The 16,339-nt window shown below is 61.2% G+C and carries 16 protein-coding genes; 10 read left to right on the top strand and 6 right to left on the bottom strand.

Translation table 11 applies throughout. The features are described from left to right. Positions 1-57: 57 nt before the first annotated feature. The 6 genes from ACN2XU_RS14065 to ACN2XU_RS14090 form a co-directional block, all read right to left on the bottom strand. Positions 58-792 (bottom strand): FadR/GntR family transcriptional regulator, encoded by a 735-nt coding sequence (locus tag ACN2XU_RS14065; protein ID WP_419411085.1) that lies wholly within the window; start codon positions 790-792, stop codon positions 58-60. Beyond that, positions 789-1,781, bottom strand: a complete 993-nt coding sequence (gene yjfF, locus ACN2XU_RS14070) for a galactofuranose ABC transporter, permease protein YjfF (protein ID WP_419411086.1) — start codon at positions 1,779-1,781, stop codon at positions 789-791. Before yjfF ends, ACN2XU_RS14065 begins: the two co-directional genes overlap by 4 nt. Continuing rightward, entirely contained in the window at positions 1,778-2,827 is a 1,050-nt protein-coding gene (locus ACN2XU_RS14075) for an ABC transporter permease (protein WP_419411087.1), read from the bottom strand. The genes yjfF and ACN2XU_RS14075 overlap by 4 nt, the downstream gene beginning before the upstream one ends. Beyond that, the gene (locus ACN2XU_RS14080; RefSeq protein ID WP_419411088.1) at positions 2,827-4,362 is read right to left on the bottom strand and encodes a sugar ABC transporter ATP-binding protein; all 1,536 of its coding nucleotides are present in this window, start codon (positions 4,360-4,362) and stop codon (positions 2,827-2,829) included. The genes ACN2XU_RS14075 and ACN2XU_RS14080 overlap by 1 nt, the downstream gene beginning before the upstream one ends. 121 nt (positions 4,363-4,483) lie before the next feature. Beyond that, positions 4,484-5,434: a galactofuranose ABC transporter, galactofuranose-binding protein YtfQ gene (gene ytfQ, locus ACN2XU_RS14085; RefSeq protein WP_419411089.1), complete on the bottom strand. Its 951-nt coding sequence runs from the start codon at positions 5,432-5,434 to the stop codon at positions 4,484-4,486. 92 nt (positions 5,435-5,526) lie between these two features. Next, complete coding sequence (locus ACN2XU_RS14090) at positions 5,527-6,120, bottom strand: UbiX family flavin prenyltransferase (RefSeq protein WP_419411090.1); 594 nt, start codon at positions 6,118-6,120, stop codon at positions 5,527-5,529. A 236-nt stretch (positions 6,121-6,356) separates the two neighbouring features. On the opposite strand from ACN2XU_RS14090, the gene ACN2XU_RS14095 reads away from it, so the two are divergent. From ACN2XU_RS14095 to ACN2XU_RS14140, 10 genes are all read left to right on the top strand, one after another. Further along, entirely contained in the window at positions 6,357-7,130 is a 774-nt protein-coding gene (locus ACN2XU_RS14095) for a response regulator transcription factor (RefSeq protein ID WP_419411091.1), read from the top strand. 323 nt (positions 7,131-7,453) lie between these two features. Then, positions 7,454-7,984: an anthrone oxygenase family protein gene (locus tag ACN2XU_RS14100; protein WP_419411092.1), complete on the top strand. Its 531-nt coding sequence runs from the start codon at positions 7,454-7,456 to the stop codon at positions 7,982-7,984. A 263-nt stretch (positions 7,985-8,247) separates the two neighbouring features. After that, positions 8,248-8,994, top strand: a complete 747-nt coding sequence (locus ACN2XU_RS14105) for an ABC transporter ATP-binding protein (protein ID WP_419411093.1) — start codon at positions 8,248-8,250, stop codon at positions 8,992-8,994. 5 nt (positions 8,995-8,999) lie between these two features. Continuing rightward, positions 9,000-10,382, top strand: coding sequence for an ABC transporter permease (locus ACN2XU_RS14110; protein ID WP_419411094.1), 1,383 nt, complete (start codon positions 9,000-9,002; stop codon positions 10,380-10,382). A 110-nt stretch (positions 10,383-10,492) separates the two neighbouring features. Next, on the top strand, positions 10,493-11,284 hold the full coding sequence (locus ACN2XU_RS14115) for an outer membrane lipoprotein-sorting protein (protein WP_419411095.1): 792 nt from the start codon (positions 10,493-10,495) through the stop codon (positions 11,282-11,284). 46 nt (positions 11,285-11,330) lie between these two features. After that, positions 11,331-12,845, top strand: coding sequence for a hypothetical protein (locus tag ACN2XU_RS14120; protein WP_419411096.1), 1,515 nt, complete (start codon positions 11,331-11,333; stop codon positions 12,843-12,845). A gap of 69 nt (positions 12,846-12,914) precedes the next feature. After that, the gene (locus tag ACN2XU_RS14125; protein WP_419411097.1) at positions 12,915-13,622 is read left to right on the top strand and encodes a response regulator transcription factor; all 708 of its coding nucleotides are present in this window, start codon (positions 12,915-12,917) and stop codon (positions 13,620-13,622) included. Next, positions 13,619-14,926 carry a sensor histidine kinase gene (locus tag ACN2XU_RS14130; RefSeq protein WP_419411098.1) on the top strand — a complete coding sequence of 436 codons (1,308 nt, stop codon included), beginning with the start codon at positions 13,619-13,621 and terminating at the stop codon, positions 14,924-14,926. The genes ACN2XU_RS14125 and ACN2XU_RS14130 overlap by 4 nt, the downstream gene beginning before the upstream one ends. 1 nt (position 14,927) lies before the next feature. Further along, positions 14,928-15,587, top strand: coding sequence for a transglutaminase-like domain-containing protein (locus ACN2XU_RS14135; RefSeq protein ID WP_419411099.1), 660 nt, complete (start codon positions 14,928-14,930; stop codon positions 15,585-15,587). 293 nt (positions 15,588-15,880) lie between these two features. After that, the gene (locus tag ACN2XU_RS14140) at positions 15,881-16,261 is read left to right on the top strand and encodes an ectoine synthase (RefSeq protein WP_419411100.1); all 381 of its coding nucleotides are present in this window, start codon (positions 15,881-15,883) and stop codon (positions 16,259-16,261) included. Positions 16,262-16,339 lie beyond the last annotated feature (78 nt).

The following is a 16,339-nucleotide window of genomic DNA, read 5'->3' on the forward strand; positions in this document are numbered from 1 at the left end:
AACAAATTTCCCAGAAAGAGCGGGGTCGATTTTTCTGTTTTTTTTGTTTTTTTCGGTTCAGGCGGTCAGACGGTGGCCGGGTATGGCATTGTCGAAGCCATCGGTGATGACCGTCTGCATCGCGGCGCGGGCCTCGGCGGCGGCGCCGGAGGCGATGGCGCGGGCGATTTCGCGGTGGCGATTGACCACGAGTTCACGGCGTTCCGGGAAGTCTTCCTGGCTTTCGGAGAGGAAGAGCGCGTAGAGCGCGGTCTGCACCAGATCGCCGAGCGATTGCAGGAAGCGGTTGCCGGAGAGGCGCAGCACCTGTTTGTGGAATTCGTAGTCGGCGACGGCGAAATCAGCGCGGCTGTTGGCGGCGGCGAGAGTGTCGCAGAGCGCGAAGAGCACATCGCAGTCGACCTGATTGGCGCGGGTTGCGGCGCGTTCTGCGGCGGCGGGCTCGAAGATCATGCGGATCTCGTAGAGCTCTTCGTAAAAGCGCGTGGGGTTCTTGACCGAGGCATGCCAGCGCATGACGTCCTGATCGAACATGGTCCATTCATCGGCCGGGCGGACGTGGGTGCCGACCTTGGCCTTGGATTGGATGAGGCCCTTGGCGATCAGGGTTTTCTTGGCTTCGCGCACGACGGTTCGGGAGACGCCGAACATCTCGCACAGGTCCGGATCGAGCGGCACCATCGTTTCCTCGGGATATTCACCGGCGACGATGGCGCGTCCCAACTGTTCCACGACAAAGGCCGTGTGATTGGATGCGCGATCTGCCCCGCCCCCGGCTTGCAGAAGGGTCATGAAGGAACGGCGGAGCCAGTCGCTGTTTTTCGTCTTGTTTGCGTTGCCCACGTCAGCCCTTTCTGAAGGAGGATGAACGCGAACAGCAGCCCTCCGATGACAATCTTTGTCCACCAGCTCGACAAGGTGCCGTCGAACACGATGTAGGTTTGTATCAGACCCATGATGAGAATGCCAAAAAATGTTCCCGCGACAAACCCATAGCCGCCGGTCAGGAGCGTTCCGCCGATGACGACGGCGGCGATGGCGTCGAGTTCGACACCGACCGTGGCGAGGCTGTAGCCGGCGGAGGTGTAGAGCGAGAAGACGATGCCGGAGAGACCCGCGAGCCCGCCGGAAATGGCGTAGATGCCGATGGTGGTGGAGGCGAGGGGCACGCCCATGAGTTTGGCGGTCTGGGGGCCGCCGCCCAGGGCGTAGACGTTCTGGCCAAAGCGGGTGCGATGGGCGACGAGGATGCCGACGAGGAAGGTCAGCACCATCAGCCCGCCGATGAGCCGGAACCGCCCGCCCGAGGGTGCCTTCCAGTAGAGGCCCTGGAGGGTGTCGTAGAATTCATGGGTGATCGGCACGGATTCGGTGCTGAGCACATAGGCCGCCCCGCGCGCCAGGAACATGCCTGCCAGCGTCACGATGAAGGGTGGCATTTCGAGGTAATGGATCAGCGCGCCCATGGCGCCGCCGAATGCCGTGGCGATGGTCAGGGCCAGAGCAAAGGCCATCAGCGGGTGAATGGCGGTGTCGCGCAGGATCACGGCAAGGAAGACCCCGGTGAAGGCGATCACGGACCCGATGGAGAGGTCGATGCCGCCCGAGAGGATCACGAAGGTCATGCCGACGGCAGCAATGCCGAGAAAGGCGTTGTCCGTCAGAAGGTTGGCCACGACGCGGGTGCTGAGCATCGCGGGGTAGGCATAGCCGCAGAGCGCAAAGGCCAGAACGAAGGTCGCCAGCGTGACGATCAGCGGCAGGTGGGTTGAACGGATCATCGCGCCTGTTCCTTTGGCTCGTGGGGCAGGGGAGGGCGGTCCGGTTGCGGCTGTGGACCGGACGCGCGCAGCATGTAGATCAGCGTGGCAATGCGCGGGCTCTGGATCACGAGGATGCCGAGGATCAGGATCGCCTTGATCACGAGATTGAATTCCGGCGGCAGCCCGGAGAGCAGGATCACGGAATTGACCGACTGGATGATCAACGCCCCGATCAGGGACGCAAGGATCGAGAAGCGCCCGCCGAGCAGGGAGTTGCCGCCGATGACCACCGCCAGGATGGCGTCGAGTTCGAGCCAGAGCCCGGCGTTGTTGGCATCCGCCCCCTTGATGTCGGCGGCGACGATCACACCCGCCAGCGCGGCGCAGAGGCCGCTGACGAGATAGACGCAAACGAGCAGCAGGCGGGAGTTGATGCCCGCAAGGCGCGAGGAGCGTTCATTGATGCCGATGGCCTCGATCAACATGCCAAGCGCGGTCTTGCGCACGGCGAAGATGATCAGCGCGCCAAGCACGATCCAGATCAGGATCGGCGTCGGCACGCCGAAAATGGTGCCCGCGCCAAGATGGATCAGCCCTTCGTTCGAGAAAGTAAGGATCTTGCCCTCGGTGATGAGCTGGGCGATGCCGCGTCCCGCGACCATGAGCACCAGCGTGGCGACGATCGGCTGAATGCGCAGGATGGCGACGAGAATGCCGTTCCAGAGGCCACAAAGCCCCCCGGCGGCCAGCGCGGCCAGCAGCGCGGTGCCCCAGCCGTGGCCATTGGTGACCATGGCGGCGGCGGTCGCCCCGGCGATGGCCATGACCGCGCCGACGGAGAGGTCGATGCCCTTGGTGGCAATCACCAGCGTCATGCCGATGCACAGAAGCGCGACGGGTGCGCCCCGGTTCAGCACGTCGACGATATTGCCGAACAGGCGGCCGTTGCGGAAATCGACGTGGAAAAACTCGGGGAATACCAGAACGTTGAGCAGCAGCGCCGCGGCGAGGATCAAAAGCTGTGGCGTGATCCGTTTGAGGATCGAAGGCTTGGGGCCGGGCATCAGGCAGGCTCCTTTTGCGGGGCGTCGGTGTCGTCGGCGATGGCGCGGACGATGTTGGCCGGGGTGATCTCATCGCCCTTGAGTTCCTTCACCTGCTTGCGGTCACGCAGGACGACGACGCGGGTGGAATAGGCGACAAGCTCCTCCAGTTCGGAGGAGGCCACGAGCAGGGCCATGCCATCGCGGCGCAATTGTTCGATCAGGGCGATGATTTCGGCATGCGCCCCGACGTCGATGCCGCGTGTCGGCTCATCGAGAATGAGGAAGTCGGGGTTGGTGGCGAGCCAGCGGGCGAGCAGGGCCTTTTGCTGATTGCCGCCCGAAAGCAGGCGGATCGGCATGTCGAGGCTGGCCAGGCGGATGTCGAGGGCGCGGACGTAGCTTTCGGTGATTTCCTCGACCTTGGCCCGGGGGATCGGACGCATCCAGCCTTGCCGCGCCTGCAGTGCGAGGATGATGTTGTCGCGGACCGACAGATCCCCGACGATGCCTTCGGTCTTGCGATCCTCGGGGCAAAGGGCAAAGCGGTGGGCGACCGCGTCGCGCGGGTTGCCAACCTTGATGGTCTTGCCGCGCAGGCGGATCGTGCCGCTGTCGGACTGGACCACGCCAAAGATCAGGTTGGCGGTTTCGGTGCGTCCCGAGCCGAGCAACCCGGCCAGGCCAACGACCTCGCCTTCGTGAATGGTCAGGTCGATCGGCTCGATCATGCCGCGTTTGGTCAGCCCTTCGATGTCGACGAGGGACGGGCCGGTGCTTTGCTCCACATGTTTGTGTACGCGCTCTTCGAGCTGGCGGCCGAGCATGAGCGTGACCACATCCGATTGCGTGACCGTGGACAGATCGCGGGTGCCGACGACACGGCCATTGCGCAGGATCGTGGCACGGTCCGAGATGTCAAAGACCTGATCGAGGAAATGGGTGATGAAGACGATGGCGAGGCCACGGGCCTTGAGCTGCCGGATGACGCGGAACAGCAGTTGTACTTCGTCGCGGTCGAGGCTGGCGGTGGGTTCGTCGAGGATCAGCACCTTGCCGGACATTTCCACGGCACGGGCGATGGCGACGACCTGCTGAATGGCGACCGAGTAATGGGTCAGCGGCTCGCCGGGGTCGATGTCGAGGCCGTAGCCGGCAAGGCTTTCACGGGCGAGGGCATTCATCCGGCGGCGATTGACGAACCCGCGTTTGCCGGGCTGGCGGCCGAGGTAGAGGTTTTCCGCCACGGTGAGATTGGGCAGCAGGTTGACCTCCTGATAGACCGTGCCGATGCCGAGCCGCTGGCTGTCGGCGGTGGAGGTCGGTGTCACGTCCTGACCATCGAGCATGATGGTGCCGCCATCGCGCGGGTAGGCGCCGGTGAGGCATTTGATCAGGGTGGATTTGCCCGCGCCATTTTCACCGAGCAGGGCGTGGACCTCGCCCGCGTGCAGGATCAGTTCGACCTCGTCGAGGGCAATGGTGCCGGGGAAAAACTTGGAGATGCCCTTGGCGTGCAGCACGGGGGCGGCAACGGGGCGCGTGTCATCTGTCATGACCGGACCTTATTCGCGGGGCTGGATATTTCAAAGCCGTCAAAGCGGAAAGGGCCGGGCCGAGGAAGGGCCCGGCAGGGGCGGGACAGCCGGGAGGAAGCCGCCTGTCCCGCGAAAGGCGTCAGTAACCGAGGTCTTTCTTGACCTCGTAGATCGCCTGATTGTCATCCGCGCTGGTGAAGAGCTTGGATTCGGTCTGGATCCACTTCGCCGGCTCGGTGCCATCGGCAAAGTAGGCTTCGAGCGCGTCAAGCGCCGGGCCTGCCATGTTCGGTGTCAGCTCGATGGTGGCGTTCATCTCGCCATTGGCGATGGCAAGGTGCGCGTCCGGCACGGCGTCGATGGCGACGATCTTGATGTCGGTTCCGGGGTTCAGACCGGCTTCCTTGATCGCCTGGATCGCGCCGACGGCCATGTCATCGTTATGCGCATAGAGCGCGCAGATGTTCTCGCCGCCTTCAGCCTTGAGGAAGCTCTCCATGACGACCTTGCCCTGCGAGCGGGTGAAATCGCCGGTCTGCGAGCGAACGATTTCGAGGTTGTCGTGGCCCGCGATGCCCTGCTCGAAGCCGGTCTTGCGGTCGATGGCGGGGGAGCTGCCGGTGGTGCCTTGAAGCTCGACGATGCGGCAGTCCTCGCCGTTCATCTCGTTGACCAGCCATTCGCCGGCAACTTTGCCCTCGTGCACGAGATCGGAGGTCACGGCGGTGAGATAGAGCGATTTGTCGGCGTCGACGGTGCGGTCGAGCAGGACCACGGGGATCTCTGCGTCCTGCGCTTCTTCGAGCACTTCGTCCCAGCCGGTGGCGACGACGGGTGCGATCAGGATCGCATCGACGCCCTGGGCGATGAAGCTGCGGATCGCCTTGATCTGGTTTTCCTGCTTCTGTTGCGCGTCGGCGAATTTGAGGTCGATGCCGCGGGCCTCGGCCTCTTGTTTCGTGACGGTCGTTTCGGCGGCACGCCAGCCGGACTCGGAGCCGATCTGGCTGAAGCCGATGGTCATCTCCGCTGCGGCCGCGACCGGTGCGAATGCGATGGCGCTCGCGAGGAGCACGTTTTTGAGTGTCATGGTATTACCTCCCTGAAAGAGCGTCCTCCCGCTCTGTGAGGGCATTAAGTAATATTTTATCACTTATGTAAAGTGTGATGTTCACGCTGCCGTTATCCGGCGGTGTCGTCCTTCCAGCGCGGGGCGAGGGTGACGGGAATGCCAAGCGCATCGAGCCAGCGCTGCACCTGGTGATTCACCAGATCGTCAAGTGTCTGACCTTGCGTATAAAACGCCGGCATCGGTGGAGCGATGATCGCGCCCATTTCCGTGGCGGCGGTCATGTTGCGCAGATGGCCGAGGTGCAGGGGCGTTTCGCGCACCCCGAGCACGAGGCGGCGGCGTTCCTTCAAGGTGACATCGGCGGCCCGGGTCAGAAGGCTGGAGCCGATTCCATTGGCGATCTCGGCCAGCGTCTTGACCGAACAGGGCGCGATGATCATGCCGTGCGCCCGAAACGAGCCAGAGGCAAGGGACGCGCCGATATCCGCGTTGGAATGGAGATGATCGGCAAGCGATTTGGCCAGGTCCAAGCCGTTTTCCGTCTCGACCGCGAGGGTCTGAACCGCAGCCTTGGAGATGATCAGATGCGATTCGACAGAGATCCCCTGCAAAACCTCAAGCAACCTTAAGGCGAACGGCATGCCCGACGCGCCGGACAGGCCAACGATCAGGCGGGTCGGCGTCTCGCTTCGCATTTCTGTCATGTTTACCTGATTATAAATGGCAGGTTTTCTTTCCCGAGTATCCATGAAATATGCACCATAGGTTGTAGACATGCGGCCATATCTTCTTTAAGCCGAAGCTGGGTGATGATTAACGTAAGGGAACGTTCATGCGAGAGACGCCACATCAGCAAGATCGACTGAGGCCTTGCCCGGAGAGTAGACGCCGCCCGCCCGCCAGACACATGTTTTTTTATGTTATTTTCGAATAGATTGTCATGATACGCGTTCTTTTGATTGATGATGATGTCGAGCTTGCGTCGCTGACGGCGGAAGTTCTGAAGAATTACAGCATCGCGCTGGATGCCGTTCACAGCCCGAGCGCCGGATTCGCCGCGCTGGAGGCCAATCAATACGATCTCGTGTTGCTCGACGTCATGCTGCCCGAGATCAATGGGCTGCAGATGTGCAGCCAAATCCGCTATTCCAATGCATCTTATAAGGATGTGTCGATCATTATCCTGACGGCGCGGACCGAATTGACCGACATGGTTGTGGGGCTGGAGACCGGGGCGGACGATTACGTGAAGAAACCGTTCGAGCCGCGCGAGCTTGTCGCGCGGATCAATGCGATTCTGCGGCGCACACGCGCACCCGAGACAGCGGCGCAGACCGGTTCGCCCGCACCGGCACAACAGGCGCCGCAGGGCAAGTCCGGCCTGTTCTGTGAAATCACGCTGGAAGGCGATGTGATGCAGATCGAGACGCAGCGGGCGCAGGTGCTGGTGAACGGGACCAAGCTCGACACCACGTCGATGGAGTTCGAACTGATCGCGGCGTTGGCGCAGAAGCCGGGCGAGATCCTGAACCGCGACGACCTGCTGGGCGAGGTGCATGGCACCACGGTGATCTATTCGCGCAGCATCGACGCGCTGATCTATCGCTTGCGGACCAAGATCAAGGATGCGGGCGCGCAGGTGGATTTCATCCGGACCGTACGTGGCCGGGGCTATTCGCTGGTGGGCCAGGTGACGACGCCCGCTGTCGCCTGAGTCGGGCTTGAGTCGAGAAAACAGGGGGCGCGCCGGTCGGCGGCCTCCCCGGCCGGATCACATCGCGTCACACAACTATTGCGGGCACGCGTGAAGACATGGCGCGGTGCGGGCGAGAACCGTGACGAAACCCGGCGGAATCTGATCATGGGATCACAGAGCGTATGCCGGGGCGTGACGGTGTGTGACAGAGTGTCATATTCAATCATTTATCCCGGAAATACCCCTTTTTGTCGAGTGTTGTTTGGAGCCATTCCGAAATTGCGGGACATGCGCTATTCTCTTCTGCAGTAAAACGCCATCTGTCAAAGAGAGTCTCATCCATGTTTCGACTCAATTACATACTGTGCCTTGTCCCCATCGTGTTGTTCGGAGCAATTGGTGGGTTCTTTTATGCTTATTCGGTTTCCGTGATACAGGGTCTGAACACGCTGCCGGAAATCAACGCCATTCAAGCCATGCAAAAGCTGAACCAGGGGACGCGGAATGGCGTGTTCCTGTTCACCTTTCTGTTCACCCCGATCATCACGCTTGGCTGTGCGGCCTTGCTCTATGTCCGGGGAAAGCAGATGGCGGGTCTATTCCTGCTTGCGGCGGCGGCGGTGTATTTCGGCGGCTCGTTCCTGCCCACGGTGAATATCAATGTGCCCCTGAACCATGCGTTGGAAGCGCTTGATGCGGGGACGCTTTCGGGGGCAGAGGCGGGGCCGATCTGGAGCGAGTACAGCGCGGGCTGGTATTTCTGGAACACCATGCGGGCAGTTATGGCGCTGATTGCGCTGGGTCTGGCCGCATCGGCGATGCACGGATTGCAGCGCGGCACGGTGGTTTCGGCCCGCGCGCAGCTCGCCTGACCCCGCCGCCCGTAACAACTTTAGACGACACATGCCGCCGAAGGAGCCCGCGCTTCTTTGGCGGTTTGTATTCATTCCTTTTCGCTTTGTGATTTTATGGCGCGAATATGATTGAGTGTGAGCGTCCTGTTCTGGTTTTCGCCATATCGTCAAAATCCCATATTCAAAGCGCGTTGATTTAGCACTCTTTGTTGTTTGAGTGAATCGCCTCTTGGTCCGTAAATTGGATGCAGATGAAACATCCACCCGTGAGGACCGAAACCGTGAACACCGCCTATAACCCGCAGTCGTTCCAATACGACATGGCGCACAATCCCGGGGCGCATGGCGCCCGTGATGTCGCCGTCAGCTTCAAGGGGCTGAGCAAGATCTACAAGATGGACCGCGTCGAGGTGCCCGCGCTCAGGAGCGTGTCCGGCACCATTGCCAAGGCCGAGACCACCTTCATTACCGGCCCGTCCGGTAGCGGCAAATCCACGCTGCTCAATATGGTTGGTCTGCTGGATCGTCCGACGAGCGGCGTTCTGGAGATCCTCGGCGAGGATGTGACGGGGCTGAGCGACAGGCAGGCGGCGGATTTCCGGGCCAAACACATCGGGTTTGTCTTTCAGAGCTTCAACCTGATCCCGGTGCTGTCGGTTCGGGAAAACGTCGAGTTCCCGCTGCTGAACCGCAAGATGAGCGGCGCGGCGCGCAAGGCCAAGGCGCTGGACTATCTCAATGCGGTGGGTTTGAGCGAGTACGTTGATCGCCGCCCCGGCGAGATCTCCGGCGGCCAGCGCCAGCGTGTGGCCATCGCCCGCGCCCTGGTCAGCGAGCCGACGCTGCTGATCGCGGATGAGCCGACGGCCAATCTCGATACCAAGACTTCGCGCGAAATCGTGGCGCTGATGGATCGGATCAAGGCCGAGCTGAACACCTCCGTGGTGATCTGCACGCATGACACCGATCTGATCACTCCGGGCAGCGCCATCATCAACATCATCGACGGCCAGACGGCCGGGGAGTAACGGATATGATCTGGAAAATTGCCCTTCGCAATATCTTCAAGAACGCGCGGCGGTCGGTGACCACGGCGCTGGCCATCGGGATCGGCGGGCTTGCCGCGCTGCTCTTCGGTGGTTTCGTGACCTCGATCTGGTACGGGGTGCAGACCTCGATGATCCAGGAGCAGGGGAACCTGCAGATTTATCGGGACGGCTATCTGGAGTTCGGCGCGGCCAACCCCGATGCCTACACCATCAAGGACTGGAACAAGGTGGCGGCGCTTCTGGCGGCTGATCCGATGCTGTCCGAGTCCCTCGCGGTGATCACGCCGCGGATTGATCTGGCCGGTGTGGCCGGGAACGCCGAGACCGGCAATTCCAAGACCTTCATCGGCACGGGCATCGTACCGGCGGAAATCGACGCGATGCGCGGCTGGGATGGCTGGAACATCGGGCAGGTGACGCCGGCAACGGGGCTTGCGGCGGACGGCTCGGAAAGTGTGATCGTCGGTCTGGGCATGGCGCGGCTGATGGGGCTTTGCGCGGCGCTGAACGTGCCGAACTGTCAGGATGCGCCGGTGGATGCCGTCGCCCTGGCCGGGGAAGAACAGGATTTCTCGTCGCTTGTCGGAACAGAGGCCGGTCTGGCCGATCAGGGCAATGGCTCGGCGCAGCCGCAGCTGAATGTCATGGCGGCCACCTCCTCGGGCGTGCCGAACATTGCCCGCGTCGGCATCGAGAGCGCACAGGCGCAGGCGATCCGCGCGATCGACAACAGCTTTATCATGATGCACTTCGAGCAGGCGCGCAGCCTTCTGTATGGTGACAGCCAGGAAGCCACGGCGCTGATGCTTCAGGTCGCGAACCCGGCCATGGTCGATGCCGTGAAGGCCCGCGTCGAAACGGTGATGAGCGAGGCCGGTCTGGACCTGAGTGTCTATCACTTCACCGAAGTGGACCCGACGTTTGACCGCATCTTCGGCATGTTCACCTTCATGTTCATCGTGGTCAGCATCGTCCTGTCGATCGTGATCGTCTTTACCATCGTCAACACGATTTCGATGACCATCGTCGAGCGGGTGAAGGAGATCGGCACGATCCGGGCGCTTGGCTTCCGCAAGGGGTTTGTCCGGGCGCTGTTCCTCACCGAAAGCACGTTGATCGGTGTGATCGGTGCGGCGATTGCCCTCGGCTCCGCTGTCCTGATCTCCAATGTGATCAATGCCGCCGGGCTGCAGTGGACGCCGCCCTCCAATGCCACGCCGCTGACCGTGCAGCTCATGGTGCTCGACAATCCGACCTTTGCGATTGGTGTGGTGGCCGTGCTGGTGACGCTGTCCTTCCTCGCCTCGGTCTGGCCGACGTTCAAGGCCGCGCGTCTGAACATCGTCGAGAGCCTGCAGCGCGCTTGACGGCAGACAGTGAACCAAGACAGGGGGCCGCGCCCCGGCCCCCTGAGATTTCAACCGAAACCCCAATTCCATGCAGCCCCTCGCGTGCTGCCACACGAAAGGAAAGACCAATGGAACTCGATCGTCGTGCATTTGCCAATCTTCTCCTCGGCGGGGCAACCGCCGCCTCCATGGGCTCGCTCGGCTTGCCGGCCTTTGCCGCCAACAACGCCGCCTCGATCCTGCGCAAGGCCGATGCCATCCGCAATCCGCAGACGAGCTTTGCGGTCGATGTCGCCCTGATCAACTATGAGCGTGGCCGGGTGAAGGAAAAGACCACGGTCACCACCTATTCCCGCCCGACGGGCAGCCAGTTTCAGACATTGGTTCACATCAATGCGCCCTCGGCTGACCGTGGCAAGATCCTGCTGCGCAATGGCAATAACCTCTGGCTCTATGATCCGTCGTCCAAGGCCTCCGTGCGGATTTCCCCGCGCCAGCGCCTGCTTGGCAATGCCTCGAACGGGGATGTTGTCAGCTCGAACCTTGTCGGGGATTACAATGTCTCGCTCGTCGGGTCCGAGACCGTGGCGGATGGCGACAAGAAAAACCACGATTGTCACAAGCTGCGCCTGACGCAGAAGGCCAGCTCCGCCCCCTACAGCGCGGTGGACTTCTGGGTCGATCAGAGCAGCAACCAGCCGATCAAGGGCAAGTATTACACGAACTCCGGCAAGCTGATCAAAGTCGCCTGGTATCGCAAGCTGAAGGGCGCCATGGGCGCAACGCGGCCGACCGAGATCATCATCGCCGACGGGTTTGATCCGAACAAGGTGACCGTGATGACCATGGGCAACTACCGCTCCAAAAACATTCCGGCAAGCTGGTTCCAGAAGGAATGGCTGCCGAATTTCAAGGGCTGAGCCCGGCCCTGTTCCCTGAACTTTTGACAAGAAAGGAGACACATCCATGACCCGTCTTCTGATGCATTCGGTCGCTCCGGCGCTCGCTCTCTTTCTCGCCCTTCCCGCCGCGGCCCAGGATTTTGACCTCCCGCCTGATCTGCCCGGCGCCGGTGATCTGAGTGGTGTTCCCCAAACCGAAGCGGGCCCCGCGCCGAATGCGTCGGAAACTGCCGAAGCCGCTCCGGGGGAGGCTGAGCTTCCTCCGGATGTGGCGGGCGCGCCGGTGGTCCCGGAGGGCGACATTGATCCGGAGGCCGAGGCGGTCATGCTTGCCGATGTGGAGGAGGACCGCTGGCGGCCCCGGCATGGCACGCTGGAGGTCGAGGCGCGCGCCTTCCACAACACCGATCTGGCCGGCGATACCCAGAATGCCTTTCGCCTCTCGGCGCATTACTTCGGCCAGCGGGAGATCACCGACAGAACCAGTCTGCTGTTCAATCTGCGGGCGCGGGCGGATACGGTGTCCGGTCGGGCGTTCCGCTTCGAGGATGACTTCAATTTCGACGTGCAGGAGCTGGCGCTGAGCTTTGCGCTCGGGCCGCAGACCACGGTGCAGTTTGGCCGGATCAACATCCGCAATGGCGTGGCGACGGGCTACAATCCAACAGATTGGTTCAAGGATGACAGTCTTGTGGTGACCGGCAGTGCCGCCCCGGCGGACCGGCGCAACGAGCGGCTTGGGGTGTTGGCCCTGACCGGGACAACGACGATTGGTCAGACACTGGTGACCGCCGGTTACCGCCCGGAGATCGACGCCGACATGGGCACGGTCTGGACCGATGCGGACAACTATGGTTTGCAGCTGCACCGGACGAACCCGACAGAGGCGTGGTTTCTCAAGCTCACGCCGCCCACAGGAAACAACCTTTCGTTGACTGCCAATGCGGTGATGATCGACGGCGATCCGGGCCTCGGCTTTGAGCTGAGCGGCGGTGTCGGGGACAATCTGGTGCTCTATTCCGAGGTCATGGCGCAGCAGCGTCTGTCGATTGCGGACGAGGCGTTGGGCACGTCTCTTGGCTCTCTCGGGTTTCGCAACGGCGTTGGCGCAGGGCAGGGCAAAGACTGGCACTGGAGCGCGGCGCTGGGGCTGAACTGGGCCTTGCCGACGCAGATCGTCGGGCAGCGGGATATTTCCCTGACGTTGGAATATCATCTGAATACAGCGGGGCTTAGCGGCTCTGAGATTGACGCGCTTGCCGGGGCTGCGGGGCCGGATGGTGCGGCGGCTGGTGCGATCTACGGTGTTGCGGCGCGCCGCCAGGAACCGCTGGCCCAGCAGCAGATTTTCGCCCGCGCGGCGTGGAACGATATCTGGGGCGACAGCGATATTTCGCTGCTTGGCTTCTATGTACAGCATGATGGTAGCGGCCTGGCGCAAATCTCCTACGATGTGCCTGTGGGGCGGAATGGATCGTTCAACCTGCGCGGTATCACGACGTTTGGAGATGACAGCTCGATCTATGGCGCGAATCCGAACAAGAGCTCCGTGCAGATGGGCCTTACCTATACCTTTTGACGCGGAAGGCCGCGCCGGTCGCGGCCCGCGTCTCCCACAGTCACGCTGAATGAAAAAAGGACAAAAGACTTGCGCGTACTGATTCTTGACGACGATGAGGAGCTGGGCAGCCTGATGCAGCCGGTATTGGCAAAATACGGAATGGCGCTGAGCCTGTCCCATGCCCCGTCGCAGGCCTTTGAGCAGCTTGACCGGGACGCGTTCGACGTGTTGCTGCTGGACATGATGCTGCCCGAGCTGGATGGCATGGCCGTGTGCCGCGCGATCCGGTCCAGCGGCAAGCCTTACGCGGAAATTCCGATTGTCGCGCTGACCGCGCGGGCGGAGCTGACGGACCGTATCGTGGCGCTGGAAGGCGGGTTTGACGATTTTGTCGCCAAACCGGTGGAGATGCGGGAACTCGTCGCCCGGATTGGTGCGGTGGTGCGGCGCAAGCGCGATGACGGCGGGGTCGTTGCCCCGGAGCCGGAAGCGGATGCGCACAGCGGCTTGCACTTGTCGCCGACGCATATGTCTGCGGTCTACGGGCCGTATGCGGTCAACCTGACGGAGCTGGAGCTTCGGGTTTTGACGGCGCTGGCGGATGCGGAGGGCGTGATCCTGAGCCGCGCCGATATTCTGACCCATATCGGGTACACCGAGCAAAGTGATCCCGCTATGATTGATACGATCATCTACCGGGTGCGTCAGAAGTTCCGCGATCAGGGGCTGGCCTCGGACTTCATCAAGACCTTGCGTGGACAGGGCTATTGCATAAAGGCAGAGCAGAATTCATGACTTCCGCGATCGAGCAGGCGAAACTCTGGGTGCGCACCCGGTCCGTCTTCAGCCATCTTCTCTGGGCGACGCTGGCGTCGACGGCGCTTCTGAGCCTTGTCCTGGTGCTGTCGCTGCAGCGTGTGGCGGACGAACATCCGCGCCGGTATCTGGCGCGTGCGTTGTTCGATGCCTTCACCGAAAGCGCATTGAATCCCGGCGAGCGGGTGAAGGTGATCGGCGAGGAGCCGATGATCCTGATGACCCGGCAGGAGGCCGAAAATTCAAGGTTCGCAGCGATTTACGAGGATGCGGTGGATGACAAGGATGGCATCGCCATTCGGCGTCTGGGCGACAATTACGCCGCCGTGTCGGTGCGCGGCGATACGGTGAGCGTCCTGCCGAAATTCGGGCGGCCGATTTCGACCTATGCGCTGTTTCTCGTCGGGATCGTGGTCATGTCGGTGCTGTTCGCGATTGCGGCGATCTACCTGCTGATCCGGCGCCTGACGCTGCCCTTCGATGTGCTGACGCTTGGCATTCGCCGGGTCGAGGAGGGGGATCTGAGCTATCAGATCCCGCTTGAGAAGACCTTCGGCGAATACCGGACCTTTGCGGATGGTTTCAACAAGATGGTTGCGGAGCTGCAGCGGATTCACGAAAGCCGTCGCCATATGCTCCTGGCGCTGCCGCATGAGATCCTGACGCCGCTGTCGCGCCTGAAAGTGCGCAAGGACATGGTGCCCGACGCGACGCTCCGCGATCAGATCAGCAAGGATATTTCGGTGGTCGAGGAGATCCTGTCGTCGATCCTCGCCGCGGAAAAGCGCAGTTCCGGTGAGAGTTCGGCCGATTTCATCGACATCGAGCCCTATGCCCGCGAACAGATTGCGCAGCTGACCCATCAGGGTGTGGATATTTCGATCCGGAACGATACCGGACGCAAGACCGCCTATTTCGACAGTTTCCTGACCAGCGTGCTGCTGAAGAACTTTGTCAGCAACGCCGTGCGATATGGCGAGGGAAATCCGATTGTGGTGCGGTTTTCCGGCGACGGCGAGACGGGGTGTGACATGCGCATCGCGGTCAAGGATCAAGGCATCGGCATCGCCGCCGATCAACTCAGTTATATGACCGAGCCGTTCTGGCGCGCCGATGAATCCCGGGGACGGGCGTCGGGGGGCTATGGGCTTGGGCTTTATCTTTGCAAGACCATCGTGAACGGGCTTGGCGGGCGTATTGATATCGAAAGTACGCTTGGGATCGGCACGGAAATCAGCGTGGTCTTGCCCAATGCGCTCTGCACCACTCTGGAGGATATGTGACATGACACCCGAGACTCTCGCACCGACCGAGTTCCTGGATTACGACGATCCCGGCGTGGCGGCGTTTTTTGACAAGGCCACGGCAAACAGCGGTGACGATCCCAGGCAGATTGCCGTGGATCTGTTCTACGCGGTGCGGGACGGGCTGTTTTACGAGATCTACAACGCGGATTTTTCGCGTCCGAAGATGCGGGCGAGTGCAATTCTGAAGCGGCGCTCGGGCCTGTGTATTCACAAATCCATCGTCTATACCGCGCTGCTGCGCCGCGCCGGAATCCCGGCGAAGCTGTGGCTGACGGATGTGAAAAATCACCTGTGCTCACCGCAACTTGCCCGGATGATGGGGACGACGGTGTTCCATTATCACGTGCTGGTTTCGCTGCAGCTCGATGGCCGGTGGATCAAGGCGACCCCGGTGTTCAATGCGCGCCTGTGTCAGCTTTATGGCATGACGCCGCTGGAGTTCGATGGCGAGCAGGATTGCGTTCACCATGCTTTTGACGATTCGGGGCGCGCATATATGGAGATAATGTGTGATCATGGCGAATATTGTGATTTGCCCTACGATATGATCCTGGGTGGCCTGCAGGAAAAACATGCGACGATGTTTCAGACAGAAACAAAGTTCAAATCCGGATCGCTTGTCGCCGATATGGCGTGATCTGGCGCAAATACCATTCCATTATTCGATTTAATCCCAGCGAGGCTGCCGTATAACGGCGGCCTTTTTCGTTCCAACCGATTGTTAATAATGGGTTAAATACTTTGTCACAGGGCGATCATGCTGGGTGAAACCCTCTGCCCATGTGGTGAATTTTTCGTGTTCAACAAAAATAGTTCGCAACAAAACTGCAAACTATCCACGAAGTATATGGGGTATACATGATTCATGCCAGGGTGGCGGAAACATAAGCTCAATATCCTGGACGATTTCTAATTTCACACGAGGACACCATGATTATCAATTCGCTTGAAAAAATCGCCAATACCGAACGCGATGTGGATTGGGGCAACGGCAAAAGCCGCCGCCTTCTGATCGAAAATGACAAGATGGGCTATTCGCTGACCGACACCGTGGTCGAGGCTGGCTCGGCGTCTTTGCTTGAGTACAAGAACCACCTGGAAGCCTGCTACTGTGTTGAGGGTGAAGGCGAAGTTGTCGACGAGCAGACCGGCGAGACGCATGCGATCACACCCGGCACGATGTACGCGCTCGACAAGCACGACAAGCATTGGCTCAAGGCGAGCAAGACCATGCGGCTTGTCTGTGTGTTCAACCCGCCGCTCAAGGGCAATGAACGTCATTCGCTGGGCGGTGACAGCTCGGCTTATTGAAACCTCGTTCGTTTCTACTCCCTGTCCGCGCCGCGGTCGCCACTCCTCCCAGGTGGCCGAGGCGCATTTATCCCCACC

The organism is Pacificoceanicola niger (assembly GCF_048553275.1).
Classification (GTDB): Bacteria; Pseudomonadota; Alphaproteobacteria; order Rhodobacterales; family Rhodobacteraceae; genus Pacificoceanicola.

Excerpts from the sequence above, each read along its gene's own strand:
- ACN2XU_RS14065 (WP_419411085.1), bottom strand. The coding sequence starts at position 792 with ATGACCCTTCTGCAAGCCGGGGGCGGGGCAGATCGCGCATCCAATCAC.
- yjfF (WP_419411086.1), bottom strand. The coding sequence starts at position 1,781 with ATGATCCGTTCAACCCACCTGCCGCTGATCGTCACGCTGGCGACCTTC.
- ACN2XU_RS14075 (WP_419411087.1), bottom strand. The coding sequence starts at position 2,827 with ATGCCCGGCCCCAAGCCTTCGATCCTCAAACGGATCACGCCACAGCTT.
- ACN2XU_RS14080 (WP_419411088.1), bottom strand. The coding sequence starts at position 4,362 with ATGACAGATGACACGCGCCCCGTTGCCGCCCCCGTGCTGCACGCCAAG.
- ytfQ (WP_419411089.1), bottom strand. The coding sequence starts at position 5,434 with ATGACACTCAAAAACGTGCTCCTCGCGAGCGCCATCGCATTCGCACCG.
- ACN2XU_RS14090 (WP_419411090.1), bottom strand. The coding sequence starts at position 6,120 with ATGACAGAAATGCGAAGCGAGACGCCGACCCGCCTGATCGTTGGCCTG.
- ACN2XU_RS14095 (WP_419411091.1), top strand. The coding sequence starts at position 6,357 with ATGATACGCGTTCTTTTGATTGATGATGATGTCGAGCTTGCGTCGCTG.
- ACN2XU_RS14100 (WP_419411092.1), top strand. The coding sequence starts at position 7,454 with ATGTTTCGACTCAATTACATACTGTGCCTTGTCCCCATCGTGTTGTTC.
- ACN2XU_RS14110 (WP_419411094.1), top strand. The coding sequence starts at position 9,000 with ATGATCTGGAAAATTGCCCTTCGCAATATCTTCAAGAACGCGCGGCGG.
- ACN2XU_RS14115 (WP_419411095.1), top strand. The coding sequence starts at position 10,493 with ATGGAACTCGATCGTCGTGCATTTGCCAATCTTCTCCTCGGCGGGGCA.
- ACN2XU_RS14120 (WP_419411096.1), top strand. The coding sequence starts at position 11,331 with ATGACCCGTCTTCTGATGCATTCGGTCGCTCCGGCGCTCGCTCTCTTT.
- ACN2XU_RS14130 (WP_419411098.1), top strand. The coding sequence starts at position 13,619 with ATGACTTCCGCGATCGAGCAGGCGAAACTCTGGGTGCGCACCCGGTCC.
- ACN2XU_RS14135 (WP_419411099.1), top strand. The coding sequence starts at position 14,928 with ATGACACCCGAGACTCTCGCACCGACCGAGTTCCTGGATTACGACGAT.
- ACN2XU_RS14140 (WP_419411100.1), top strand. The coding sequence starts at position 15,881 with ATGATTATCAATTCGCTTGAAAAAATCGCCAATACCGAACGCGATGTG.